Origin of the sequence: Serratia sp. BNK-17 (assembly GCF_048684935.1) — a bacterium.
GTDB classification, from domain to species: domain Bacteria; phylum Pseudomonadota; class Gammaproteobacteria; order Enterobacterales; family Enterobacteriaceae; genus Serratia; species Serratia nematodiphila.
Genome location: NZ_JBLQTR010000001.1, coordinates 2,227,539 through 2,252,683, shown reverse-complemented (window position 1 = coordinate 2,252,683; position 25,145 = coordinate 2,227,539). Strand labels below are relative to the sequence as shown.

Here is a 25,145-nt window from a genome sequence, read left to right as displayed (position 1 = left end):
CGTCCAGATGCTTACCATTTGGATAATGAATTTAGAGAGCCGATTGCCATGATTACATGCAGAACAGCACAACAATGCGGGCAAGCTGACTTTGGTTGGCTGCAGGCTCGCTACACCTTTTCCTTTGGTCACTACTTCGATCCCAAACTGATGGGCTACGCGTCGCTGCGGGTGCTGAATCAGGAGGTGCTGGCACCGGGCGCGTCGTTCCAGCCGCGCACCTATCCCAGCGTGGATATCCTGAACCTGATCCTGCAGGGCGAGGCGGAATACCGCGACAGCGACGGCAACACCGCGCGCGCCAAAGCCGGCGAAGCGCTGCTGTTGGCCACCCAGCCGGGCCTGAGTTACAGCGAACAGAACGTCAGCAGCGATACGCCGCTGACCCGCCTGCAGCTGTGGCTGGACGCCTGCCCGGAACGCAACAACGAGCGGGTGCAGCGCCTGGCGCTGCCGGCGGCGGGCAACCTGCTGCTGGCCTCGCCGGACGGCGCGCAGGGCAGCCTGCAGCTGCGCCAGCAGGTTTGGATCCACCATCTCGATCTGCAGCCGGGCGAAGAACAAACGCTGACGATTAACGGGCCGCGCGCCTATTTGCAATCGATTCACGGCACCATCGCCGCTACCGGCGAGCGCCACGAAGCGCAACGCCTGACCTGCGGCGACGGCGCCTTCGTGCGTGAGGAAAACCGCCTGACGATCCGCGCCGAGACGCCGCTGCGCGCGCTGCTGATTGACCTGCCGGTGTAAGCCGGCCGAAAACGAAAAACCCCGCGCAACAGGCGTTGCGCGGGGTTTTCTTTTGTCGAGGGAGTTGACCGGTAAGCCGGGTTCTGTCGTGGACAGTCATTCCTCTAGGCCAGCAATCGCTCACTGGCTCAAGCAGCCTACCCGGGTTCAGTACGGGCCGTACCATGTGAACCCCTATTTGGCCTTGCTCCGGGTGGAGTTTACCGTGCCACGAACTGTTGCCAGCCGCGCGGTGCGCTCTTACCGCACCCTTTCACCCTTACCTGATCCCGCTTGCGCGGGCCATCGGCGGTTTGCTCTCTGTTGCACTAGTCGTAGGCTTGCGCCTCCCAGGCGTTACCTGGCACCCTGCCCTATGGAGCCCGGACTTTCCTCCCCTCCATCTGTCTCCCCGAAGAGGACGGCAATGAAGCGGCGACTGTCTGGTCAACTCCGGCGCGGATAGTAGCGTCGCGGCGGCGGCAGGTCAACCGCTTTACGGCTGTTGTTGCTCCAGCGCGTGCTTATACAGCGCATTTTTCTTCACGCCGTGGATTTCCGCCGCCAGCGCCGCCGCCTTTTTCAGCGGCAGCTCTTTTTGCAGCAGCGCCAGCGTGCGCAGCGCCTCAAGCGGCAGCGCATCCTCCTGCGCCTTGTGGCCTTCGACGATCAGCACCATCTCACCGCGGCGGCGCACTTCATCTTCCTGCACCCACGCCAGCAGCTCGCCCACCGGCGCGCCATGGATGGATTCCCAGGTTTTGGTCAGCTCGCGCGCCAGCACCACATAGCGCTGCGGGCCCCAGACGGTGACCATGTCCTGCAGACTTTCCAGCAGGCGGTGGGTGGATTCGTAGAAAATCAGCGTGCGCGGTTCCTCCGCCAGCGCCATCAGCGTATCCTTGCGCCCCTTGGTTTTCGCCGGCAGGAAACCTTCGTAGCAGAAACGGTCGGAAGCGACGCCCGCGGCGCACAGCGCGGTAGTGGCGGCGCAGGCGCCCGGCAGCGGCACCACGCGAATGCCGGCCTCGCGGCAGCGGCGCACCAGGTGATAACCGGGATCGTTGATCAGCGGCGTGCCGGCGTCGGAAACCAGCGCAATGCTTTGGCCTTCCTGCAGTTTCGCCAGCAGTTGCTCGGCCTTTTGCTGTTCGTTGTGATCGTGCAGCGCGAACAGACGCGCGTTGATCGCGAAGTGTTGCAACAGCAATCCGGTATGGCGCGTATCTTCCGCCGCGATCAGATCAACGCTTTTCAGTACCTCTAACGCACGGTGGGTAATATCGCCCAGATTGCCGATGGGGGTGGGCACCACATACAGCGTTGATGCAGAAATGACTGATTGTTGGTGTTGATTCATTGTTTCATCCGGGTTGCCGATTTAATATTGAGCATCTTGAAAAAAACATCACTGGATACAGTATGCTTTCCTCAACATTCGTTCGTACCAAAGCAGGGCGTTCCAAGCCTGTCCGACTGACCGCAGTCATCGCCGCCGCCCTTTTCCTGGCGGGCTGTCCAAGTCGGGCCCCGCAAACGCCGCCCGCCAATATACAGGACGAAGCGAGCGCCAGCTCCGATTACTACCTGCAGCAGTTGCAGCAAAGCAGCGATGATAACAAGGCTGACTGGCAATTACTTGCTATTCGCGCCTTGCTGCGTGAAGGAAAACTGCCGCAGGCCGGCGACCAGTTGAATCAACTGCCGAAAAATCTCAGCGGCGCGCAGCAGACCGAACGCCAATTGCTGACCGCCGAACTGCAGATCGCCAACAAGAGCTACGTCAGCGCCCGCAGCACGCTGGGCCACCTGGACAGCGGCACGCTGTCGCCGAATCAGAAGGTGCGCTACTACCAGGCGCAGATCGCCGCCAATCAGGGCAAAGCATCGCTGCCGCTGATCCGCGCCTATATCGCCCAGGAGCCGCTGCTGACCGGCAAGGCGCACCAGGACAATCTGGATCAAACCTGGCAGGCGCTGCTGCAGCTGACGCCGCAGGAGATGAACAGCCTGGTGATCAACGCCGACGAGAACGTGCTGCAAGGCTGGCTGGATCTGCTGCGCGTTTATCAGGACAACAAGCAGGATCCCGATCTGCTGAAGGCCGGCATCAAAGACTGGCAGAACCGTTATCCGAATAACCCGGCGGCCAAAACGCTGCCGGCTCGCCTGAATCAGGTGCTGAACTTCACCCAGGCCTCCACCTCGAAAATCGCCCTACTGCTGCCGTTGAACGGCCAGGCGAAAGTGTTCGCCGACGCTATCCAGCAAGGCTTCGAAGCGGCGAAAAACGGCGGTTCCATGCCGGCGCCGCAGCCTCAAGCCGCGCAACCGGCCAGCACGCCGGCTCAAACGGCGCCAGCCGATCAGGCCGCTACGGGTGACATCAACGCCAACGGCGCGGTCAGCCCTTCGGCGCAAGAGAGCCAGCCTGCCGTCACCGCCGCGCAACCCGCTGCGCCGTCCAGCGCGCCGATAACGCCGCTGCAGGCCGCCAACGCGCAGGTCAAAGTGTACGACACCACCAGCCAGCCGCTGGCCGCCTTGCTGAGCCAGGCGCAGCAGGATGGCGCCACCCTGGTGGTCGGCCCACTGCTGAAAGAGAACGTCGATCAGCTGTCCGCCAGCACCACCACGCTGAACGTGCTGGCGCTCAACCAACCCGAAACGCCGAAGGACAACCTGAACATCTGTTACTTCGCCCTGTCGCCGGAAGATGAAGCCCGCGACGCCGCCCGCCACATCTGGGAACAGCAGAAGCGTCAACCGCTGCTGCTGGTGCCGCGCGGCGCCTTCGGCGATCGCGTCGCCAGGGCCTTTAACCAGGAATGGCAGAAGCAAGGCGGGCAAACTGTGCTGCGCCAGGATATCGGCTCCGCCGGCGAGCTGCGCCAAATGGTGAACAGCGGCGGCATCCGCATGACCGGTACGCCGATGTCGAGCGCCCCGGCGCCGCAGAGCGTCACCATCGCCGGGCTGACCATTCCTGCGCCGCCGAGCGACGTGCCCGCCGCCACCGGCGGCAGCGTCGACGCGGTGTACATCGTCGCCACGCAGTCTCAGCTGACGCTGATCAAACCGATGATCGACATGGCCACCAGCTCGCGCGGCAAGCCGGCGATGTACGCCAGCTCGCGCAGCTACCAGGCCGGCGCCGGCCCGGACTTCCGTCTGGAAATGGAAGGCCTGCAGTTCAGCGATATTCCGCTGCTGGCCGGCTCAAACCCTCAGCTGCTGCAGCAGGCCAGCGCGCGTTTCCGCAACGACTACTCGCTGGTGCGCCTGTATGCGATGGGGATGGATGCCTGGACATTGGCCAACCACTTTGCTGAAATGCGCCAGCTGCCGGGCTTCCAGGTTTCCGGCACCACCGGTACGCTGAGCGCGTCGCCGAACTGCGTGATCAACCGTAAGCTGCCTTGGCTGCAATACCGTCAGGGCACGGTCGTTCCAGTCTCTTGAACCCACGCGCCTCAGGGGCGGGCTATGAGTTACTGGCCCGCCGTCACCTGGAACACGCCGGGCTCACCTTCTGCGCCGCCAATGTCGCGGTGCGCGGCGGTGAGCTCGACCTCATCATGCGCGACGGCACCACCTGGGTGTTCGTCGAAGTGCGCTACCGCCGCAACGACGCCTTCGGCGGCGCGGCCGCCAGCGTCACCTTTCGCAAACAACAGCGGTTGCTGCACGCCGCCGCCGTCTGGCTGGCGGGGCGCGGAGCCAGTTTTGACACATCATCTTGCCGTTTTGATGTTTTGGCCATTACCGGTAGCCAGTTAGAATGGATACCCAACGCCTTCAATACGGATTAATCGGGGTTTTGCGGCGCAGACCGGCCCTTTGACTTAGTGGATTAATACAACGTGCTGGATAGAATTAAAGTCTGTTTCACCGAAAGCATCCAAACCCAGATCGCGGCGGCGGAAGCACTGCCGGACGCCATTTCCCGTGCTGCGATGACGCTGGTTCAATCCTTACTCAACGGCAACAAAATCCTGTGCTGCGGCAACGGCACCTCGGCGGCCAACGCGCAGCACTTCGCCGCCAGCATGATCAACCGTTTTGAAACAGAGCGCCCCAGCCTGCCGGCCATCGCTCTCAACGCCGACAACGTGGTGCTGACGGCAATCAGCAACGATCGGCTGCACGACGAAGTGTACGCCAAGCAGGTGCGTGCGCTCGGGCACACCGGCGACGTGCTGCTGGCGATTTCCACCCGCGGCAACAGCCGTGATATTGTGAAGGCGGTCGAGGCGGCCGTGACGCGCGATATGACCATCGTCGCACTTACCGGCTACGACGGCGGCGAGCTGGCCGGGCTGCTCGGCCAGCAGGATGTCGAAATCCGCATCCCGTCGCACCGCAGCTCGCGCATTCAGGAAATGCATATGCTGACCGTAAACTGCCTGTGCGACCTGATAGACAATACGTTATTCCCCCACCAGGACGATTAAGGAACTGAGATGAAGCTAAAAGCCACATTTGCAGTGCTGTCCAGCGCCCTGCTGTTGCAAGGCTGTATCGCCGGCGTCGTCGTCGGCAGTGCGGCCGTCGCCACCAAAACCGCCACCGACCCGCGCAGCGTAGGGACCCAGGTGGATGACGGCACGCTGGAAGCCAGGGTCGAAAGCGCCCTGAGCAAAGACCAGCAGTTGAAGAAAGATGCCCGGGTGGTCGCCACCGCCTATCAGGGCAAGGTGCTGTTGACCGGCCAGTCGCCTAACGCCGATCTCACCGCGCGCGCCAAGCAGATCGCCATGGGCGTGGAAGGCACGACCGAAGTGTATAACGAAATCCGTCAGGGCACGCCGGTCAGCCTGAGCACCGCGTCCTCCGACACCTGGATCACCACCAAGGTGCGTTCGCAGCTGCTCACCAGCGATACGGTGAAATCGTCCAACGTGAAGGTCACCACCGAAAACGGCGAAGTGTTCTTGCTGGGCCTGGTCACGCAGCAGGAAGGGCAGTCGGCGGCGCAGATCGCCAGCCAGGTCAGCGGCGTGAAGCACGTCACGACCGCCTTTACCTACGTGAAATAATCCGCCTGGCGGGAGCGGCACCGTGCCGTTCCCGCCCGTTTAATCCAGCTTGTTCTCGCGTAAAAACGCTTCCCCGCCCAGTTGCCGCATCTGCCGCATGATCCACTGTTGACGCTGCACCACATAGCCGGACGGCGCATCGGCCCTGAAGCGATGCGGATTCGGCAATACCGCCGCCAGCAGCGCCGCTTCGGCCGCGCTCAGGCGCTTGGCCGGCTTATGGAAAAAGCGCTGTGAAGCCTCTTCCACGCCGAACACCCCATCGCCGAACTCGACGATGTTCAGGTACACCGTCAGAATGCGCCGCTTGGTCCACACCAATTCGATGCCGGACGTCAGCCCGGCCTCCAATCCTTTGCGCAGCCAGCTGCGGCCATCCCACAAAAACAGGTTCTTGGCGGTTTGCTGCGACAGCGTGGACGCGCCACGGATGCGCGTCGGGCGCTTCTCATTGTGGCTGAGCGCCTTTTCAATGGCCGCCACGTCGAAGCCCCAATGGTCTGGAAACTTCTGATCTTCCGCCGCCATCACCGCCAGCGCCATTTGCGGCGAGATGTCGTCCATCGACACCCAGTCCGAATGGGCGACATAGCCGAAGTCGCCGCTCAGCCAGGCGCTGACCTGCCGTTCCACCATCACGGCGGAAAACGGTACCGGCAGGAAGGCGAAGAGCACAATGCCCAACACCCACAGGCCGATAATCGCGATGACGCCGCGCTTCAGCCAATACCACGGGCGCAGCCGCCGCCATCCGACGAGCGATTTTCTCATTCAGCCAGTTCCAGCACCCGCGCCACCAGCTTATCGATGCCCAGGGCCGCCTGCGCGATAGACGGCGCCAGCATATAGGCCGGCGTGGTCACGATCTTATGTTCGCTGTCCACCACGATGTCGTCCACCGGGCAAATCACCGGTTCGCCGCCCATGGCGTCAATCACTTCCCCCAGATCCGGATCGTTGCCAATGGTCAGCCGCGCTTGTTGATCCAGCAGTTTCGGCAACAGCGCCGGCGCGATGCACATCAGGCCAATTGGTTTGTTGGCCTTATGCATCTCGCGCGTCAGGCGCGCCAAATCTTCATCGACCCAACATTCCGCGCCGGCTTCGGCGAAATTGCTGAGGTTCTTGGCGGCGCCAAAGCCGCCGGGCACGATCAGCGCATCCAGCTGCGCGGCCTCCGCCAGCGCCAGCGGCTGCACCGCACCGCGGGCAATGCGCGCCGATTCAATCAGAACATTGCGCGACTCCGCCATCTCCTCACCAGATAAGTGATTAATAACATGGCGTTGTGGTTTATCAGGCGCCAAGCACACCGCCTGGGCGCCGGCACGATCCAACGCCAGCAGCGTCAGCACCGCTTCATGGATCTCCGTACCGTCATAAACGCCGCTGCCGCTGAGGACTACACCCACCTTTTTCATCACTCTTACTCCTGTCGCTGCTGTCAACTGGTTCGTGCTCGGAGTTGACAAACACTAATCTACATCACACATTTTAATGAATCTTCTAACAAGAGCGCTTACATTTGCTATGTTGTTGGCTGTATGATGTTTAGGAATTCGCAACAACCTGCTCGACCAGAACACTGAAACCAATACGCAGGTTCACAATTTCCCTGGTGTTGGCGCAATATTCGCGCACCCCGGCTTAGGTCGGGGTCATTTTTTTTCAGCGTTCTCAACCCAAGCCCGCAGTACCTGCACGTCGTTGCGCCACTCTTGTTTCAGCTCATCCACCCAATCCTGCACGTTATCCCACCAGGCCGGCAGCGTCGGCGTTTGAATCTGCTGCGCCAGCTGCTGCAGATGGCGCAGACCGACCGAACCGGCGGCGCCCTTGATCTTATGCCCTTCCTCAGTGATGCCTTTCTGATCGCGCGCCGTCATGTTGGAGTCCAGCACCGCCAGATAGCCCGGCATCATCTGTTCGAACATCTCCAGACTTTGGTGGATCAGCTGCGGGCCAACCAGATCCATGTACTGTTCCAGCATCGCGGTATCGAGTAACGACTCATTAATCTGCATCGCCTTGTGCTCCGTTTTCTTTGAAGTGTGAGAAGGTTGATGATCCCAATAGTGTTTGATGACCTTGGTCAGCGCCGGCACCGACAGCGGCTTGCTCAGCACATCGTCCATGCCCGCCTCGAGATACTCTTTTTTGTCTTTCAGCACGTTGGCGGTCAGGGCCACCAACGGCGGCAGCGCCTGCCCGGCATAGCGCTCGCGCAGCGCTCGGGCGATGTCCAGCCCGGTCATGTCCGGCAGTTGGATGTCCAGCAGCACCAGATCGAACTCGTCCGGATCGAACATCGCCAGCGCGTCGTGGCCGTTCATCGCCACGTCGACGCTGTTGCCCAGCTTCTCCAGCACCGAGCGCGCCACGATCACGTTCAGTTCGATATCCTCCACCAGCAGGATGTGCAGCGCCGGCAACGGCAGCGCCTCTTCCTCCGGCGCCGCGCTGACGGCTTCCTGCACCGCCGGCGCCTTGATGGTTAAGGTAAAGCAAGAACCGTGCCCTTGTTCGCTGCGCACGGTAATGTCGCCGCCCATGCTCTGCGCCAGCCGCTTGGAGACCGCCAGCCCGATGCCGGTGCCGGTGGCCGGGCGGCCGCCGCGCTGATCTTTCACCTGATAATACATGGCGAAGATCTTGTCCTGCTCGTCCTGCGGGATGCCCATGCCCGAGTCTTCCACTTCGAACACCAGCTTCTCCTGCGCCTCGCGCCGCACGCGCACCACAATTTGCCCCTGCTGGGTAAATTTCACCGCGTTGCCGATCAGATTCCACAGGATCTGCCGCAGGCGGGTGCCGTCGGTCACGATCTGCTGCGGCAGCGGCGTCTGCGGCTCCATGACGAACTGCAGCCCTTTCGGCTGCGCCAGCAGGCCCGAGAGGTTCTCCAAATCCGCCAGGAAACCGGTGAAGTCCACCGGCTGGTTGTCGAGCTGCACCTTGCGCCGCTCGAGCTTGTCCATTTCGATAATGTCGTTGAAGATATTGCCGAGGGTGATGGCGCTGACGTGGATGGTCTTCAGGTATTTCAGCTGCTCGTCGTTCAGCTCGGTATCGAGCAGAATGCGGCTCAGGCCGACGATGCCGTTAAGCGGCGTACGCAGCTCGTGGCTGATGGTGGAGATAAAGGTGGTCTTCTCCCTGCTGGCGTTCTCCAGCGCGTCCTGATAGCGCTTACGCTCGGTAATATCGCGGCCAAAGCCCATCAGCCCGTGGCGTTTGCCCACCCGGTCGTAAAACGGCACCTTGCGCAGCTCGAAACAGGCCTTGCGGCCATCGGGATACACCAGCCACTGTTCGTAGGTCAGCGAGACGTTGTGGCGGAACACCTTCTCGTCGGTTTCGATCACCTTTTCGGCGATCTCCTGGCCGTAGACGTCGAACGGCGTCAGGCCGATCAATTGCTTCTCGCTCTTGCCGGTCAACAGCTCCATCGCGCGGTTGCAGCCGGAAAACTCTTTGTCTTCGTTGCGGTAGTAGACCAGATCCGGCGAGGCATCGAGGAAGGAACGCAGCAGCGCCGATTGCTGGCCCAGCTCAATCTGCGCCTGCTCGCGCTGCTCCATCTCTTCCGTCAGCTTTTCCATCACCTGCAGGCGCTCTTCTTCCGCTTTGATACGGTCGGCGATCTCCTGATTCAGCTGGCTGATATTGTCTTTGAGCTGCTGATTGAGCTCCAGATCGCGGTGGCGCATCTCTTCCAGCTTGTCCACCAGCCGCGCCAGCCGTTGGCGCGACTCTTCCAACTGTTCCACCACCACCGAGAGAAAATAGACCGCCCACGGGGTGATCAACAGGCCGAAGAAGATCGAACGCACCACGTCGATGCTTTCCACTTCGCCGCGCAGCAGCATGGTCACCGCCATCTGTACCACCATCGCCAGCACCACCAGCGCCGAGGCCAGCAGCAGCGAGAAGCGCACCAACCCCAGTTTCACCATTAAATCAACGTAGTACTGGGCCAACACCCGGATTTGCTTCATAGCGGCTCCCATCAGACACAATCTTTTGAATCATACCGTAAAACAGCGGTGAGATAAGGCGGCAAACGCCGAAGTGTGGCAAAGATTGCACTTCAGAGCGGCATGCCAGGGCGGTAGCGCCACTTTTCATCCAGCGCGCTGCCCTGCCCGCCGTGCCGTTGCAGATAAGCGCCGACCGCCTGCATGCCGCTCCAGCGGTTTTCGCACCACAGCGGCGCCAGCAGCGTCGGCCGGCGGGCGCTGGCGGAAAGGCGGTGGTACACCACCTCGCCCGGCGTATGGCGGATCATCTCCCCGGCGCTGGCGGCGTAATCCTCCAGCGCCAGTTCGGGCAACCGCCCGGCCTGCCACGCCCGCGCCAGGATACTGCCGGTGACGACGTGCAGCGGGTGCAGCTTGATGCCGTCGACGCCGGTCTGCGTCACCCGCTGCAGCGTGAGCAGATGATCGCGCTGGGTTTCTCCCGGCAGCCCGACGATCAGATGGCAGCACACCTTCAGCCCGCGCTGCCGGGCCAGCCGCGCAGTCTGCTGATAACAGCGAAAATCATGGCCGCGGTTGATGCGCTTCAGTGTTTTATCGTGCGCCGTCTGCAGCCCCAGCTCCAGCCACACCTCATAGCCTTGCTCGCGGTAGCCCGTCAGCAGATCCAGCGCGGCGGCAGGCACGCAGTCCGGCCGGGTGCCGACGCACAGGCCGACCATGGCGCTCTGCGCCAACGCCTGCCGATACATCGCCTCCAGCCGTTCAACCTCCGCATAGGTGCTGGTATAGGCCTGGAAATAGGCCAGATAGCGCCGCGCCCGATCGACCCGCGCGGCCTGCTGCGCCAGCTGTTCGGCGATGCTCTGCCGCTGCATCGCCTCATCGGCGAACGAGGCGACGTTGCAGAACGTACAGCCGCCGCGCCCCAACGTGCCGTCGCGGTTAGGGCAGCCGAATCCGCCGTGCAGCGTGAGTTTATGGATCTTTTCGCCATAGCGGCGCTGGAGATCCGCGCCAAACATATTGACTAATTGCGGCAACTGCATAATCTTGGTGGTTCTCTGTGTTCAAAGCCGCGATGCTAATAAGAAACGGCTTTTCCCGCGATGACAGAGATCAACGCTTTCCCCGCAAGGCGCCACCAGGCATAACTATTCATCATAAATGCAAATCAATTCACTATAATTCTGATGAATTATTCTAATCGTCACGCAACCGTTAACGGCAATATGACAACACGGTGAAAAATAGTCATAAGCATCAAAAAAGCAATATCTTATAGAATAAAATTCTGGCATTACCCCTCGCACTAGCATGGTGCAGAGATTAAGGGGTTGCACTATAGTGAGACAGCTCACACTTCTGAGTGGATCGGCGTTGCCCCATGATAGTGCAAAAATGCATTAAAACACTTATTTTTCAAATAAATAAACGTCATCAATTCGATAAGAATCTATCTTAAGCCCACATTTGACCTGCGAATTCTTTCTCGCTAAGTTGGAAGTCCGCTGGAAGCTTTCTGGACGGGCAAACGTCTCGTCATATTTATGCAGTAATTGAAGACTCCCTCTTAAAACAAGTCCTATACCACTTGTGAGACCGTCACGAGAGGCCATTGATGGAGGGCGGAAAAGCAGATTGGCGGGGTTAACTTGCTGATTGGACTTCTGCCTGAAATTGGGAAGCCCCCTCGCAGTAGGTTGTGAGAGTCACGCAGAGCCTGGGGAGGTTCACGATATGTTGTACGATAAATCCCAAGAGAGGGACAACTGTGGTTTCGGCCTGATCGCCCACATAGAAGGCGAACCTAGCCACAAGGTGGTGCGCACCGCCATTCACGCGCTGGCCCGCATGCAGCACCGCGGCGCGATCCTCGCCGACGGCAAGACCGGTGACGGCTGCGGCCTGTTGCTGCAAAAACCCGATCGCTTCTTCCGCATGGTGGCGGAAGAGCGCGGCTGGCGTTTGGCCAAGAACTACGCCGTCGGCATGATGTTCCTCAGCCAGAATGAAGAGGAAGCGCGCCTCAGCCGCCGCATCGTGGAAGAAGAGCTGCAAAACGAAACGCTGTCGATCGTCGGCTGGCGTGAAGTGCCGACCAACCCGGACGTGCTGGGTGAAATCGCCCTCTCCTCCCTGCCGCGCATCGAGCAAATCTTCGTTAACGCCCCGGCCGGCTGGCGCCCGCGCGATATGGAACGCCGCCTGTTCGTGGCGCGCCGCCGCATCGAGAAACGCGTGCAGGACAACAGTTTCTACGTCTGCAGCTTCTCCAACCTGGTGACGATCTATAAAGGCCTGTGCATGCCTGCGGATCTGCCGCGCTTCTATCTCGATCTGGCGGACCTGCGCCTGGAATCGGCCATTTGCCTGTTCCACCAGCGCTTCTCCACCAACACCGTGCCGCGCTGGCCGCTGGCTCAGCCGTTCCGCTACCTGGCGCACAACGGCGAAATCAACACCATCACCGGCAACCGCCAGTGGGCGCGTGCCCGTACCTACAAATTCCAAACGCCGCTGATCCCGGATCTGCAGGCCGCCGCGCCGTTCGTCAACGAAACCGGCTCCGACTCCAGCTCGCTGGACAACATGCTGGAGCTGCTGCTGGCGGGCGGGATGGATCTCATCCGCGCCATGCGCTTGCTGGTGCCGCCGGCCTGGCAGAACAACCCGGACATGGACGGCGATCTGCGCGCCTTCTTCGACTTCAACTCGATGCACATGGAGCCGTGGGACGGCCCGGCCGGCATCGTGATGTCCGACGGCCGCTACGCCGCCTGTAACCTCGATCGCAACGGCCTGCGGCCGGCGCGCTATGTGATCACCAAAGACAAGCTGATCACCTGCGCCTCCGAAGTCGGCATCTGGGATTACCAGCCGGATGAAGTGGTGGAAAAAGGCCGCGTCGGCCCCGGCGAGCTGATGGTGATCGACACCCGCAGCGGCCGCATCCTGCACTCGGCGGAAACCGACAACGATCTGAAAAGCCGCCATCCGTATAAAGAGTGGATGGAGAAAAACGTCAAACGCCTGGTGCCGTTCGAAGATCTGCCGGACGATCAGGTCGGCAGCCGCGAGCTCGACGACGCGCAGCTCGAAACCTACCAGAAACAGTTCGGCTACAGCAGTGAAGAGCTGGATCAGGTGATCCGCGTGCTGGGCGAAATTGGCCAGGAAGCCACCGGCTCGATGGGCGACGATACCCCGTTCGCCGTGCTTTCCAGCCGGCCGCGAATCGTTTACGACTACTTCCGCCAGCAGTTCGCGCAGGTCACCAACCCGCCGATCGATCCGCTGCGCGAAGCGCACGTCATGTCGCTGGCCACCAGCATCGGCCGTGAAATGAACGTGTTCTGCGAAGCCGAAGGCCAGGCGCACCGCCTGAGCTTCAAATCGCCGATCCTGCTGTACTCCGATTTCAAACAGCTCACCACGCTGGAAGGCGAATACTATCGCGCCGAGACGCTCGATCTGACCTTCGACCCGCAACAGCAGGATCTGGAGCAGACCATTCGCGCCCTGTGCGACGAAGCGGAACGCAAGGTGCGCGAAGGCGCGGTGCTGTTGGTGCTGTCCGACCGCGCCATCGCGCCCGGCCGCCTGCCGGTACCGGCCCCGATGGCCGTTGGCGCCGTGCAAACCCGGTTGGTGGAGAAAAGCCTGCGCTGCGACGCCAACCTGATCGTTGAAACCGCCAGCGCCCGCGATCCACACCACTTCGCCGTGCTGCTCGGCTTCGGCGCGACCGCCATCTACCCGTATCTGGCCTATGAAACCCTGGCCAAGCTGGTGGACAGCCAGGCGATCGACAAGAAATACCGCGACGTGATGCTGAACTACCGCAACGGCATCAACAAAGGCCTGTACAAGATCATGTCCAAAATGGGCATCTCGACCATCGCCTCTTACCGCTGTTCCAAGCTGTTCGAAGCGGTCGGCCTGCACCGCGATCTGGCGGATCTGTGCTTCCAGGGCGTGGTCAGCCGCATCGGCGGCGCCAGCTTCAGCGACTTCCAGCAGGATCTGCAGAACCTCTCCAAGCGCGCCTGGCTGAAACGCAAACCGCTGGAGCAAGGCGGCCTGCTGAAGTTCGTGCACGGCGGCGAATACCATGCTTACAACCCGGACGTGGTGAACTCGCTGCAAAAAGCGGTGCACAGCGGCGAGTACAGCGACTACCAGGCCTACGCCAAGCTGGTGAACGAGCGGCCGGTCGCCATGCTGCGCGATCTGCTGGCCATCACGCCGAAAGGCGAACCGATCCCGGTCGATCAGGTTGAACCGGCGGAATCGCTGTTCAAACGCTTCGACACGGCAGCGATGTCGATCGGCGCGTTGAGCCCGGAAGCGCACGAGTCACTGGCGATCGCCATGAACGGCCTCGGCGGCTTCTCCAACTCCGGCGAAGGCGGCGAAGATCCGGCGCGCTACCGCACCAACAAGGTGTCGCGCATCAAACAGGTGGCCTCCGGCCGCTTCGGCGTAACGCCAGCGTACCTGGTGAACGCCGACGTGATCCAGATTAAGGTGGCCCAAGGCGCCAAGCCGGGCGAAGGCGGCCAGCTGCCGGGCGACAAAGTCACCCCGTATATCGCCAGACTGCGTTACTCGGTGCCGGGCGTGACGTTGATCTCCCCGCCGCCGCACCACGACATCTACTCGATCGAAGATCTGGCGCAGCTGATCTTCGATCTGAAGCAGGTCAACCCGAAGGCGGTGATCTCGGTGAAACTGGTGTCCGAGCCGGGCGTTGGCACCATCGCCACCGGCGTGGCGAAAGCCTATGCCGATCTGATCACCATCGCCGGTTACGACGGCGGCACCGGCGCCAGCCCGCTGTCCTCGGTGAAATATGCCGGCTGCCCATGGGAACTGGGCCTGGTGGAAACCCAGCAGGCGCTGGTGGCCAACGGCCTGCGCCACAAGATCCGCCTGCAGGTGGACGGCGGCCTGAAAACCGGCGTGGACATCGTCAAAGCGGCGATCCTGGGCGCGGAAAGCTTCGGCTTCGGCACCGGGCCGATGGTGGCGCTGGGCTGCAAATACCTGCGCATCTGCCACCTCAACAACTGCGCGACCGGCGTTGCGACTCAGGACGACAAGCTGCGCCGCGATCACTACCACGGCCTGCCGGAACGCGTGACGAATTACTTCCAGTTTATCGCGCGTGAGACCCGCGAGATCATGGCCCAGCTGGGCGTGAGCCAACTGGTGGATCTGATCGGCCGCACCGAATTCCTGACCGAGCTGGACGGCATTTCCGCCAAGCAGAACAAGCTGGATCTGTCGCCGTTGCTGACAACCGCCACGCCGCATCCGGGCAAAGCGGTGTACTGTACCGAAAGCAGCAACCCGGCGTTCGACAAGGGTCTGCTGAACAAAGAGTTGCTGGCGCAGGCGCAGCCGTACATCGAAGCGAAGCAGGGTAAAACCTTCTACTTCGACATTCGCAACACCGACCGCTCCGTGGGCGCCATGCTGTCCGGCGCGATCGCCAACGTACACGGCGATCAGGGGATGGCAGGCGATCCGATCAAGGCGCACTTCTCCGGCACCGCCGGGCAGAGCTTCGGCGTCTGGAACGCCGGCGGCGTCGAGCTGACCCTGACCGGCGACGCCAACGACTATGTCGGCAAAGGCATGGCCGGCGGCAGCATCGCGGTGCGCCCGCCGATCGGTTCCGCCTTCCGCAGCCATGAAGCCAGCATCGTCGGCAACACCTGCCTGTACGGCGCCACCGGTGGCAAGCTGTTCGCCGCCGGCCGCGCGGGCGAACGTTTCGCGGTGCGCAACTCCGGCGCCATCACCGTGGTGGAAGGCATCGGCGACAACGGCTGCGAATACATGACCGGCGGCATCGTCTGCGTGCTGGGTAAAACCGGCATCAACTTCGGCGCCGGCATGACCGGCGGCTTCGCCTACGTGCTGGACGAAGACGGCGAGTTCCGCAAGCGCGTGAACCCGGAGCTGGTGGAAGTGCTGGATGTCGATCAGCTGGCGATCCATGAGGAGCACCTGCGCGGCCTGATCACCGAACACGTGCAGGCGACCGGCTCTTCCCGCGCGGAAGAGATCCTGGCCAACTGGCCGGAGTGGGCGCCGAAGTTCGCCCTGGTCAAACCGAAGTCCAGCGATGTCAAAGCGCTGTTGGGTCACCGTAGCCGTTCCGCAGCCGAGCTGCGGGTGCAGGCGCAGTAAGAGGTAGGTCATTAATGAGCCAGAACGTTTATCAATTTATCGACCTGCAGCGTGTTGATCCGCCAAAGAAACCGCTGAAGATCCGCAAAATCGAGTTCGTCGAGATCTACGAACCGTTTTCGGAAACCCAGGCCAAGGCCCAGGCGGACCGCTGTCTGTCCTGCGGCAACCCGTACTGCGAGTGGAAGTGCCCGGTGCACAACTACATCCCAAACTGGCTGAAACTGGCCAACGAAGGCCGCATCATGGAAGCGGCGGACCTGGCGCATCAGACCAACAGCCTGCCGGAAGTGTGCGGCCGCGTATGCCCGCAGGATCGCCTGTGCGAAGGCTCCTGCACCCTGAACGACGAGTTCGGTGCGGTCACCATCGGCAATATCGAGCGCTACATCAGCGATAAGGCCATCGAAATGGGCTGGAAGCCGGACATGTCGCACGTGCAGCCGACCGGCAAGCGCGTGGCGATCGTCGGTGCCGGCCCCGCCGGGCTGGCCTGCGCCGACGTGCTGACCCGCAATGGCGTCAAGGCGGTCGTATACGATCGTCATCCGGAGATCGGCGGCCTGCTGACCTTCGGCATCCCGGCTTTCAAGCTGGAAAAGGAAGTGATGGTCAAACGCCGAGGCATCTTCAGCGAGATGGGCATCGAGTTCCAGTTGAACACTGAAGTGGGTAAAGACGTCAGCATGGAGACCTTGCTGAGCGAGTACGATGCGGTGTTCCTCGGCGTCGGCACCTATCAGTCGATGCGCGGCGGCCTGGAGAATGAGGAGGCGCAGGGCGTGTACGACGCGCTGCCGTTCCTGATCGCCAACACCAAGCAGCTGATGGGGTATGAAACCGAGCAGCACGAGCCTTACGTCAGCATGGAAGGCAAACGGGTGGTGGTGCTGGGCGGCGGCGATACCGCCATGGACTGCGTGCGTACCTCGGTGCGTCAGGGTGCAACGCAGGTCATCTGCGCCTACCGCCGCGACGAAGCCAACATGCCGGGCTCCAAGCGCGAAGTGAAGAACGCCCGGGAAGAAGGGGTGGACTTCCAGTTCAACCTGCAGCCGCTGAGCATCGAACTGAACAGCGCCGGCCGCGTGGCCGGGGTGAAAATGGTGCGCACTCAGCTGGGCGCGCCGGATGCCAACGGCCGTCAGACGGCAGAGCAGGTGCCAGGTTCCGAACACGTGATCGACGCGGACGCGGTGGTGATGGCGTTCGGCTTCCGCCCGCACCGCATGGACTGGCTGGCGGCGCACGACGTGCAGCTGGATAAACAGGGCCGCATCCTGGCGCCGGAAGGCAGCGACAACGCGTTCCAGACCAGCAACCCGAAAATCTTCGCCGGTGGTGACGCAGTGCGCGGATCTGACCTGGTAGTGACGGCGATCGCCGAAGGCCGCAAAGCGGCAGACGGCATCATGAACTACCTCGAAGTGTAAACCTTCCGTACCATCAGAGGCCCGGCATATTGCCGGGCCTCTGTTTTTAGCCTGCCACGCTTTGTAACAACCTCCCCGCTCCTCACCGCCTCAACGCGCTATAGTATTGAGTTAGCACCATTGCGGGGCGCGGCTGCGCCTGACACCGAGATAAGGATAGCGAACATGAAATGCTCCATTTCCCTGTTGGCCGGCGCGCTGCTGGCCGTCAGTTTCAGCGCTTCAGCCATGGCGCTGGATTCGCAGGAGGTTGGTTACAATATCGAAGCGCGCGGCGCACGGCCGGTCGTGGCGCAGTTGGGCAAGGCCGGGCAGTTCGGCGCCGTGGAAAACAGCATCCGGCTGGGGGACGACAGCTGGATTGCCCTGGCGCCCAAGTTGGCCGGCGGCGGCAATGCCGGCTTTACCGCCGGCATCAAATCGGCCCTCTCCGCAGCCCTGATCTACAATCCGGCGGCGGTGTTGCAGGCGCTCAACAAAGGCAACGATCTGCCGCTCAATGACATTTGCACCGCACCGCCGGAAGTGCAAGGCGACACCGCCATCAGCAGTTTCCGTGAGCGCGCAACCCACGCCCTATCTACCGTGCGCGTAGGCGATCTCAGCGCGCCGCGCGACGCCTGCATTGCCGCGTTGAAAGGCTGACCCGCGTCTGCCGGGCAAAAAAAAGCACCCCCATGGGGTGCTTTTTCGTTTGTTCTCACGGGGTTATTTCACCACGCGCAGCGCCGGGCGGCCACCGCGCGGCGGCTGCGGCGGTTCGTCATCCGGGCCGTTGTCTTCCGCGGTATCCGGGCGATCGCCGTCGATGACCGACATCAGGGTTTCCGAAGGGATCGTCTCATTGTCCAGACCTTCGAACACGCCTTCGCTCTCGTCGTAGGCGGCTTCCGGTTCGAACATCGTGCCGGCGCCGTTTTCACGCGCATAGATCGCCAGCACGGCGGCCATCGGCACCGAAACCTGACGCGGCACGCCGCCGAAGCGCGCGTTGAACTGCACGTCTTCGTTACCCAACGCCAGGTTGCCTACCGCGCGCGGCGCGATATTCAGCACGATCTGGCCGTCACGCGCGAACTCCATCGGCACCTGCACGTCCGGGCGAGTCACGTCGACCACCAGGTGCGGCGTCAGTTGGTTATCCAACAGCCAGTCGTAGAACGCCCGCAGCAGATACGGGCGACGCGGCGTCATCTGAGACATGTCCATCGCGCTTAGCCCCGGGTCTGCAGGCGCATTTCACGCTCGGCTTCGGTCAGGGAAGCCAGGAAGGCGTCGCGTTCGAAGACGCGGGTCATGTAGCCTTTCAGCTCTTTGGAACCGGCACCGCTCAATTCGATGCCCAGCTGCGGCAGACGCCACAACAACGGCGCCAGGTAGCAATCCACCAGGCTGAACTCTTCGCTCATGAAATACGGCGCCTGACCGAAGATAGGCGCGATCGCCAGCAACTCTTCGCGCAGTTGGCGACGGGCGGATTCCGCTTCCTGGCCGCTGCTCTTCTCGATCTTGTCCATCAGCGAGTACCAGTTCTTCTCGATGCGCAGCATCATCAGACGGCTCTCACCACGGGCAACCGGGTAAACCGGCATCAGCGGCGGGTGCGGGAAACGCTCATCCAGATATTCCATGATGATGCGGGATTCATACAGGGTCAGTTCGCGATCGACCAGCGTAGGCACCGTCTGGTAAGGGTTGAGGTCAATCAGATCTTGCGGCAGGTTATCCATTTCGACCTGCTCGATCTCGACGCTGACACCTTTCTCCGCCAGTACGATACGTACTTGATGGCTAAAAATGTCGGTCGGGCCAGAGAACAGCGTCATTACCGAACGTTTGTTGGCAGCGACAGCCATGAAAACCTCCAAGTTATCTAGAAAATACTGCGAATAGCCAACTGACAGGCTGCTATCCTGAATAATCTTGCCGCAGGCCGGCAGCACGCAGCGCGACCCGAGCCCATAAAAAACCGGCCCAGGAGGTCAACTGCACGGCGAACAGGCGCAAAAGTGGATGATAGTTTACCAGATTCTGCTTGTTTTGTGGGGGCGGTGCGGCGAATTCATGTTGAATTGTCTGATATGCCACAGATTTTAGTCGGGGACGGCGGATTTCAGGCGTAAAAAAACCCGGTGAAGCACCGGGTTTTTTGCGTAAATCGCACTGCCGAAGCAGCGAAAATTAACGCTTGGAGAACTGCGGACGACGACGTGCTTTACGCAGACCGACTTTCTTACGTTCAACCTGACGAGCGTCACGGGTGACGAAGCCAGCTTTACGCAGTTCAGAACGCAGAGTCTCATCGTATTCCATCAGTGCACGGGTGATACCGTGACGGATAGCGCCAGCTTGACCGGAGATACCACCACCTTTAACGGTGATGTACAGGTCCAGTTTGCCAACCATGTCGACCAGTTCCAGCGGCTGACGAACTACCATGCGGGCAGTTTCGCGACCGAAGTACTGTTCCAGGCTGCGCTGGTTGATAACGATGTTACCGTTGCCCGGCTTGATGAAGACGCGAGCGGCGGAGCTTTTGCGGCGACCAGTGCCGTAGTATTGATTTTCAGCCATTGCCATTAATCCCGATTAAATGTCCAGAACTTGCGGTTGCTGTGCCGCGTGATTGTGCTCGGTGCCCGCGTAAACTTTCAGTTTACGGAACATAGCACGACCCAGCGGGCCCTTTGGCAGCATGCCTTTAACCGCGATTTCAATCACGCGCTCAGGACGGCGGGCAATCATCTCTTCAAAGGTCGCTTGCTTGATACCACCGATGTGGCCGGTGTGGTGGTAGTACACTTTGTCTGTACGCTTGTTGCCGGTTACAGCAACTTTGTCAGCGTTCAGAACGATGATGTAATCACCGGTATCCACGTGCGGGGTGTATTCCGCTTTATGCTTGCCGCGCAGGCGACGAGCCAGTTCAGTAGCGAGACGGCCTAAAGTTTTACCATCTGCATCAACAACGTACCAGTCGCGTTTTACGGTTTCTGGTTTAGCTGTAAAAGTTTTCATTAGAAAGCTTACCCAATAATTAGTTACACGTTGGTGAACACCCAAACGCTCGAAAACAGTTGAGGCTCACACGACCATACAAGTCCAGCAAACCTACCCCTTCGAATAGCCATTGCCGGCACTATAAAGTTTTTGGGAAAAAAAACTTTGTTGTAACGTGGGGTCGCAAGATTATAGAGAAGTCGCTCACAAAGATCGAACGGTTTTTGAATGGAAAATAAATTTATCGCCGGCGGCGGACAACCGGCGATAGGCCCGGCGGGCTCAGGGCAGATGCGGCAGCTTGAGGTACTCTTCGCTCTGCATTTCCTGCAGGCGCGACAGGCAGCGCTGGAATTCAAATTTCAGCTGCACCCCCTGATAGATCTCGAACATCGACGCTTCGGCGCCGATCACCAGCTTGATGTGACGCTCGTAAAATTCATCCACCAGCGCCAGGAAACGGCGCGCGGTATTCTCTTTCAGCGGCCCCATCACCTGCACATTATACAGGATCACGCTGTGATACAGCCGCGACAGCGCGATGTAGTCCAGCTGGCTGCGCGCCTCTTCGCACAGCGTGTGGAAATCCACCGCCAGCACGCCGTCCACCGAACGGATCGCCTGCAGCGGCCGATGGTTGATCTGCAGCACCGGCGCGTCCTCCCCCGCCTTGCCCGCCAGCTTGACGAACATCCGATCCAGCGCCTCACGCGTCTGGTCGTTTAGCGGTGTCAGGTAGAGGTGCGCCTGGGTCAGGGTGCGCAGACGATAGTCGATGCCGGCGTCGACGTTCATTACGTCGCAGTACTCGTTGATCAGATCGATGGCCGGCAGGAAACGCGCCCGCTGCAGACCGTTGCGGTACAGATCGTCCGGCGGGATGTTCGAGGTGGCCACCAGCGTGATGCCGCGCGCGAACAACGCCTGCAGCAGCGTGGCCAGCAGCATGGCGTCGGTGATGTCGGAGACGAAGAATTCGTCGAAGCACAATACGTCGGTCTCGGCCTTAAAGCCGTCGGCGACGATTTCCAGCGGGTTTTCCCGCCCCTGCAACTCGGTCAGCTCTTCATGCACCCGCAGCATGAAGCGGTGGAAGTGCAGGCGCATTTTGCGATCGCCCGGCAGGCTGTGGAAGAACATATCCATCAACCAGGTTTTGCCGCGCCCGACGCCGCCCCACATGTACAGCCCCTGCACCGGGCGCTGCGGCGCCGTGTCGCCGCCCTTGCCCAGCAAGCGGCTGAGCTTGCCGCGCAGCCCGCCGGCCGGCGCACTCGCCGCCGGCTTTTGCCGCAGAGCCTGATAAATGCGATCCAGTTGAGTGACGGCCCGGCGTTGAACCTCATCGGCCTGATATTCCCCCGCATCCAGCGCCTGCTGGTAGCGAGATAACGGTGATAGTGCCTGCATCTGTTCGATGTTCCCTAAGAACGCTTAGAAATTATTTAGCCAACGTTGGCGGCAAGTTGATGCCGATTCGCACCGTTATCGCCACAAATGCCCGCTGCGGGCGCCGCTGAAAACCCTGTAAAAATTAGGTGGAAGCGCATCAGGATTCCACTCGGACAAGGTTAACGGTTATAGTGGATATTATTAAGTGAAAAATCCCTGCGGAACAACGAAGTCAAAATAGGAGTCATCATGACCTGGGAGTATGCGCTGATTGGTTTGGTCGTCGGTATCGTGATTGGTGCGGTGGCGATGCGTTTTGGCAACCGTAAATTGCGTCAACAACAAGTCTTGCAGAATGAGCTGGACAAGAGCAAAACCGAGCTGGAAGAGTACCGTCAGGAGCTGGTCGGCCACTTCGCCCGCAGCGCCGAGCTGCTGGATAACATGGCGCGCGATTATCGCCAGCTGTATCAGCACATGGCGAAAAGCTCCAACAACCTGCTGCCGGATCTGCCGATGCAGGAGAACCCGTTCCGCTATCGCCTGACCGAAGCGGAAGCGGACAACGATCAGGCGCCGGTGGAAATGCCGCGCGACTATTCGGAAGGGGCCTCCGGCCTGCTGCGCGGTCAAAGCGCACGCCGCGACTGATATTCCTTCTTCGCCCGCGGGGCCTCCCGCGGGTTTAATCCCGTTTGTGCCATATTGACCTTCCCTCGCATTACCTTTACTGAACTTTGCACGCAAATTCACGGTCTTACCCTTCACTATGACAAGGCGATTGCCTTATCATCAAATTTTCATCGGCAGGTATTGAGAGAGTTATCATCAATGAAGAAAAAGTCGTTAATTCTTAGTGCATTGGCAATGAGCCTCGGTCTGGCGCTCAGCGCCGCACCGGCGGCCAACGCGGCCCTGCCCGTCGCCGTGCAGGGGCAGCCGCTGCCGAGCCTGGCGCCGATGCTGGAAAAAGTCTTGCCCGCCGTCGTGAGCGTGCATGTCGCCGGCACCCAGGTGCAGCGTCAACAGTTGCCGGAAGAGTTCAGACGCTTCTTCGGCCCCAACTTCCCCGGCCAACAGCAGAGCTCCCGCCCGTTTGAAGGGCTGGGTTCCGGCGTGATCATCGACGCCGCCAAGGGTTACGTGCTGACCAACAACCACGTCATCAACAACGCCGATAAAATCCGCGTGCAGTTGAACGACGGTCGCGAGCTGGACGCCAAGCTGGTCGGGCGCGATGAACAGTCCGACATCGCCCTGCTGCAGCTCAGCGATACCAAAAACCTGACCGCCATCAAGATGGCCGATTCCGACCAGCTGCGCGTCGGCGACTTCGCCGTGGCGGTCGGCAACCCGTTCGGCCTGGGCCAAACCGCCACCTCCGGCATCATCTCAGCGCTGGGCCGCACCGGCCTGAATCTGGAAGGGCTGGAAAACTTCATTCAGACCGACGCCTCCATCAACCGCGGCAACTCCGGGGGTGCGCTGGTTAACCTGAACGGCGAACTGATCGGCATCAATACCGCCATTCTGGCGCCGAGCGGCGGCAACGTCGGCATCGGCTTCGCCATTCCGAGCAATATGGCGCAGAACCTGAGCCAGCAGCTGATCGAATTCGGTGAAGTGAAACGCGGCCTGCTTGGCATCAAGGGCAGTGAAATGACCCCGGACATGGCCAAAGCCTTCAACACCGACGCGCAGCGCGGCGCCTTCGTCAGCGAAGTGTTGCCGAAATCCGCCGCCGCCAAGGCCGGCATCAAAGCCGGGGATATTCTGGTTTCCGTCGACGGCAAACCGGTGAACAGCTTTGCCGAACTGCGCGCCAAGGTCGGCACCACCGCACCGGGCAAAACGCTCAAGGTAGGCCTGCTGCGCGACGGTAAACCGCAGGAAGTCTCGGTCACGCTGGACAACAGCGAGAGCGCCTCGACCAATGCCGAAACGCTGTCGCCGGCGCTGCAGGGGGTATCCCTCAGCAACGGTGCGCTGCCGAGCGGCGACAAGGGCGTGAAGGTGGAGAACGTGGATAAAGGCTCGACGGCGGCGCAAATCGGCCTGCAAAAAGGCGACGTGATCATCGGCGTCAACCGCCAGCGCGTGGACAGTATCACCGCGCTGCGCAAGGTGCTGGAAGCCAAGCCGCCGGTGATGGCACTCAATATCGTGCGCGGTAACGAAACCATTTATCTGCTGCTGCGTTAATTTGTGCAAAAACCGGGCTCGGTGACATACTGCGCCCGGTTAACTCATGCTATCCTCCGAACATCGTTCACCACACCACGAAAACTCCATGTTTGCTAAGCTCTTGCGTTCTGTCGTTATCGGTCTCATCGTTGCCGGCCTGCTGTTGGCCGCCCTGCCCATGCTGCGCTCTTCCAACGGCCTGTTTGCAGAGAAAACCGAGAATACCAGCGACGAAACGCCGGTGAGCTACAACAAGGCGGTGCGCCGCGCCGCCCCTGCCGTGGTGAACATCTACAACCGTAACCTGAACGGCGCCGCCAACGTGCTGTCGCTCGGTTCCGGCGTGATCATGAACGAACGCGGCTATATCATCACCAACCGCCACGTGATCAAAGACGCTCAGCAGATCACCGTGGTGTTGCAGGATGGCCGCCGCTATGAAGCGCTGCTGGTCGGCTCCGACGGCCTGACCGACCTGGCGGTGCTGAAGATCGATCCCGGCAACCTGCCGGTGATCCCGACCAATAAAAATCGCGTTGCCCACGTCGGCGACGTGGTGCTGGCGATCGGCAACCCCTATAACCTGGGGCAAACCGTGACTCAGGGCATCCTCAGCGCTACCGGGCGCATCAGTATGAGCACCACCGGCCGGCAGACGTTTCTGCAGACCGACGCCTCAATCAACCGCGGCAACTCCGGCGGCGCGCTGGTCAACTCGCTGGGTGAGCTGATCGGTATCAACACCCTGACCTATGATAAAATCACCGACGGCGAAACGCCGGAAGGACTGGGCTTTGCGATCCCGATCGAACTGGCTACCAAGATCATGGACAAGCTGATCCGCGACGGCCGCGTTATCCGCGGCTATTTCGGCATTCAGGGCAAGGAGATCATTCCGCTGCGCCCCTCCAATTCCGGCATCGATCGCCTGCAGGGCATCATAGTGACCGAAATTACGCCGAACGGCCCGGCGAGCAACGCCGGCTTCCAGATCAACGACATCATCATCAACGTGGATAACAAACCGGCGGTATCCGTGCTGGAAACCATGGATCAGGTGGCGGAGATCAGACCGGGCACCGAGATACCGGTTATCGTGCTGCGCGACGGCAAACGCATTACGTTGAAAATGACGGTGGGTGAATTCCCGGAAGACAGCAATTAAAAAAGGGCCGGCATTGATAGCC

21 protein-coding genes and 1 other RNA gene are annotated in these 25,145 nt (G+C 60.9%); 11 read left to right on the top strand and 11 right to left on the bottom strand.

Annotated features, from left to right (window positions below; translation table 11 throughout):
* Positions 1–48 precede the first annotated feature (48 nt).
* A complete protein-coding gene (locus ACMGF7_RS10745; RefSeq protein WP_004937111.1) occupies positions 49–750 on the top strand; it encodes a pirin family protein in 702 nt (233 codons plus the stop codon).
* A gap of 56 nt (positions 751–806) precedes the next feature.
* Here the strand turns inward: ACMGF7_RS10745 and rnpB are convergent.
* An RNA gene (gene rnpB / locus ACMGF7_RS10740) (RNase P RNA component class A) lies at positions 807–1,184 on the bottom strand.
* A 41-nt stretch (positions 1,185–1,225) separates the two neighbouring features.
* Complete coding sequence (gene rsmI / locus ACMGF7_RS10735; protein WP_015379162.1) at positions 1,226–2,089, bottom strand: 16S rRNA (cytidine(1402)-2'-O)-methyltransferase; 864 nt, start codon at positions 2,087–2,089, stop codon at positions 1,226–1,228.
* Positions 2,090–2,151: 62 nt separating this feature from the next.
* On the opposite strand from rsmI, the gene ACMGF7_RS10730 reads away from it, so the two are divergent.
* From ACMGF7_RS10730 to dolP, 4 genes are read left to right on the top strand one after another with little or no spacing between them, the layout of a single operon-like run.
* On the top strand, positions 2,152–4,191 hold the full coding sequence (locus ACMGF7_RS10730; RefSeq protein WP_420286433.1) for a penicillin-binding protein activator: 2,040 nt from the start codon (positions 2,152–2,154) through the stop codon (positions 4,189–4,191).
* A complete protein-coding gene (locus ACMGF7_RS10725; protein WP_134942552.1) occupies positions 4,188–4,541 on the top strand; it encodes a YraN family protein in 354 nt (117 codons plus the stop codon). Before ACMGF7_RS10730 ends, ACMGF7_RS10725 begins: the two co-directional genes overlap by 4 nt.
* A gap of 51 nt (positions 4,542–4,592) precedes the next feature.
* Positions 4,593–5,183, top strand: coding sequence for a DnaA initiator-associating protein DiaA (gene diaA, locus ACMGF7_RS10720; protein WP_004937103.1), 591 nt, complete (start codon positions 4,593–4,595; stop codon positions 5,181–5,183).
* 9 nt (positions 5,184–5,192) lie between these two features.
* Positions 5,193–5,768 carry a division/outer membrane stress-associated lipid-binding lipoprotein gene (gene dolP, locus ACMGF7_RS10715; protein WP_004937101.1) on the top strand — a complete coding sequence of 192 codons (576 nt, stop codon included), beginning with the start codon at positions 5,193–5,195 and terminating at the stop codon, positions 5,766–5,768.
* A 39-nt stretch (positions 5,769–5,807) separates the two neighbouring features.
* Here the strand turns inward: dolP and mtgA are convergent, their stop codons facing one another.
* The 4 genes from mtgA to ACMGF7_RS10695 form a co-directional block, all read right to left on the bottom strand.
* The gene (gene mtgA / locus ACMGF7_RS10710) at positions 5,808–6,539 is read right to left on the bottom strand and encodes a monofunctional biosynthetic peptidoglycan transglycosylase (RefSeq protein WP_004937100.1); all 732 of its coding nucleotides are present in this window, start codon (positions 6,537–6,539) and stop codon (positions 5,808–5,810) included.
* Positions 6,536–7,189 (bottom strand): isoprenoid biosynthesis glyoxalase ElbB, encoded by a 654-nt coding sequence (gene elbB, locus ACMGF7_RS10705; protein ID WP_015379166.1) that lies wholly within the window; start codon positions 7,187–7,189, stop codon positions 6,536–6,538. Before elbB ends, mtgA begins: the two co-directional genes overlap by 4 nt.
* A gap of 237 nt (positions 7,190–7,426) precedes the next feature.
* Complete coding sequence (gene arcB, locus ACMGF7_RS10700; protein WP_015379167.1) at positions 7,427–9,766, bottom strand: aerobic respiration two-component sensor histidine kinase ArcB; 2,340 nt, start codon at positions 9,764–9,766, stop codon at positions 7,427–7,429.
* Between the two features lie 92 nt (positions 9,767–9,858).
* Positions 9,859–10,797 (bottom strand): TIGR01212 family radical SAM protein, encoded by a 939-nt coding sequence (locus ACMGF7_RS10695; RefSeq protein WP_075684998.1) that lies wholly within the window; start codon positions 10,795–10,797, stop codon positions 9,859–9,861.
* A 691-nt stretch (positions 10,798–11,488) separates the two neighbouring features.
* On the opposite strand from ACMGF7_RS10695, the gene gltB reads away from it, so the two are divergent.
* The 3 genes from gltB (at position 11,489) to ACMGF7_RS10680 (ending at position 18,027) form a co-directional block, all read left to right on the top strand.
* Positions 11,489–15,949 carry a glutamate synthase large subunit gene (gltB, locus tag ACMGF7_RS10690; RefSeq protein ID WP_164095403.1) on the top strand — a complete coding sequence of 1,487 codons (4,461 nt, stop codon included), beginning with the start codon at positions 11,489–11,491 and terminating at the stop codon, positions 15,947–15,949.
* Between the two features lie 14 nt (positions 15,950–15,963).
* Positions 15,964–17,382, top strand: a complete 1,419-nt coding sequence (locus tag ACMGF7_RS10685; protein WP_015379170.1) for a glutamate synthase small subunit — start codon at positions 15,964–15,966, stop codon at positions 17,380–17,382.
* Positions 17,383–17,547: 165 nt separating this feature from the next.
* Positions 17,548–18,027 carry a hypothetical protein gene (locus ACMGF7_RS10680; RefSeq protein ID WP_156866266.1) on the top strand — a complete coding sequence of 160 codons (480 nt, stop codon included), beginning with the start codon at positions 17,548–17,550 and terminating at the stop codon, positions 18,025–18,027.
* Between the two features lie 63 nt (positions 18,028–18,090).
* Here the strand turns inward: ACMGF7_RS10680 and sspB are convergent, their stop codons facing one another.
* From sspB to zapE, 5 genes are all read right to left on the bottom strand, one after another.
* The gene (gene sspB, locus ACMGF7_RS10675) at positions 18,091–18,591 is read right to left on the bottom strand and encodes a ClpXP protease specificity-enhancing factor (RefSeq protein ID WP_004937084.1); all 501 of its coding nucleotides are present in this window, start codon (positions 18,589–18,591) and stop codon (positions 18,091–18,093) included.
* Between the two features lie 5 nt (positions 18,592–18,596).
* On the bottom strand, positions 18,597–19,238 hold the full coding sequence (sspA, locus tag ACMGF7_RS10670) for a stringent starvation protein SspA (protein ID WP_004937082.1): 642 nt from the start codon (positions 19,236–19,238) through the stop codon (positions 18,597–18,599).
* A gap of 325 nt (positions 19,239–19,563) precedes the next feature.
* The gene (rpsI, locus tag ACMGF7_RS10665) at positions 19,564–19,956 is read right to left on the bottom strand and encodes a 30S ribosomal protein S9 (RefSeq protein ID WP_004937080.1); all 393 of its coding nucleotides are present in this window, start codon (positions 19,954–19,956) and stop codon (positions 19,564–19,566) included.
* Between the two features lie 15 nt (positions 19,957–19,971).
* Complete coding sequence (gene rplM, locus ACMGF7_RS10660; RefSeq protein WP_004937079.1) at positions 19,972–20,400, bottom strand: 50S ribosomal protein L13; 429 nt, start codon at positions 20,398–20,400, stop codon at positions 19,972–19,974.
* A 264-nt stretch (positions 20,401–20,664) separates the two neighbouring features.
* Entirely contained in the window at positions 20,665–21,792 is a 1,128-nt protein-coding gene (gene zapE / locus ACMGF7_RS10655) for a cell division protein ZapE (RefSeq protein ID WP_197842968.1), read from the bottom strand.
* Between the two features lie 231 nt (positions 21,793–22,023).
* Here zapE and zapG point away from each other — a divergent pair, with 231 nt between their 5' ends.
* The 3 genes from zapG to degS all read left to right on the top strand — a co-directional run bounded on the left by zapG (position 22,024) and on the right by degS (position 25,123).
* Positions 22,024–22,425: a Z-ring associated protein ZapG gene (gene zapG / locus ACMGF7_RS10650; RefSeq protein ID WP_004937074.1), complete on the top strand. Its 402-nt coding sequence runs from the start codon at positions 22,024–22,026 to the stop codon at positions 22,423–22,425.
* Between the two features lie 180 nt (positions 22,426–22,605).
* Positions 22,606–23,976 carry a serine endoprotease DegQ gene (degQ, locus tag ACMGF7_RS10645; RefSeq protein WP_004937072.1) on the top strand — a complete coding sequence of 457 codons (1,371 nt, stop codon included), beginning with the start codon at positions 22,606–22,608 and terminating at the stop codon, positions 23,974–23,976.
* Between the two features lie 88 nt (positions 23,977–24,064).
* Complete coding sequence (gene degS / locus ACMGF7_RS10640) at positions 24,065–25,123, top strand: outer membrane-stress sensor serine endopeptidase DegS (protein WP_004937070.1); 1,059 nt, start codon at positions 24,065–24,067, stop codon at positions 25,121–25,123.
* Positions 25,124–25,145: the final 22 nt, after the last annotated feature.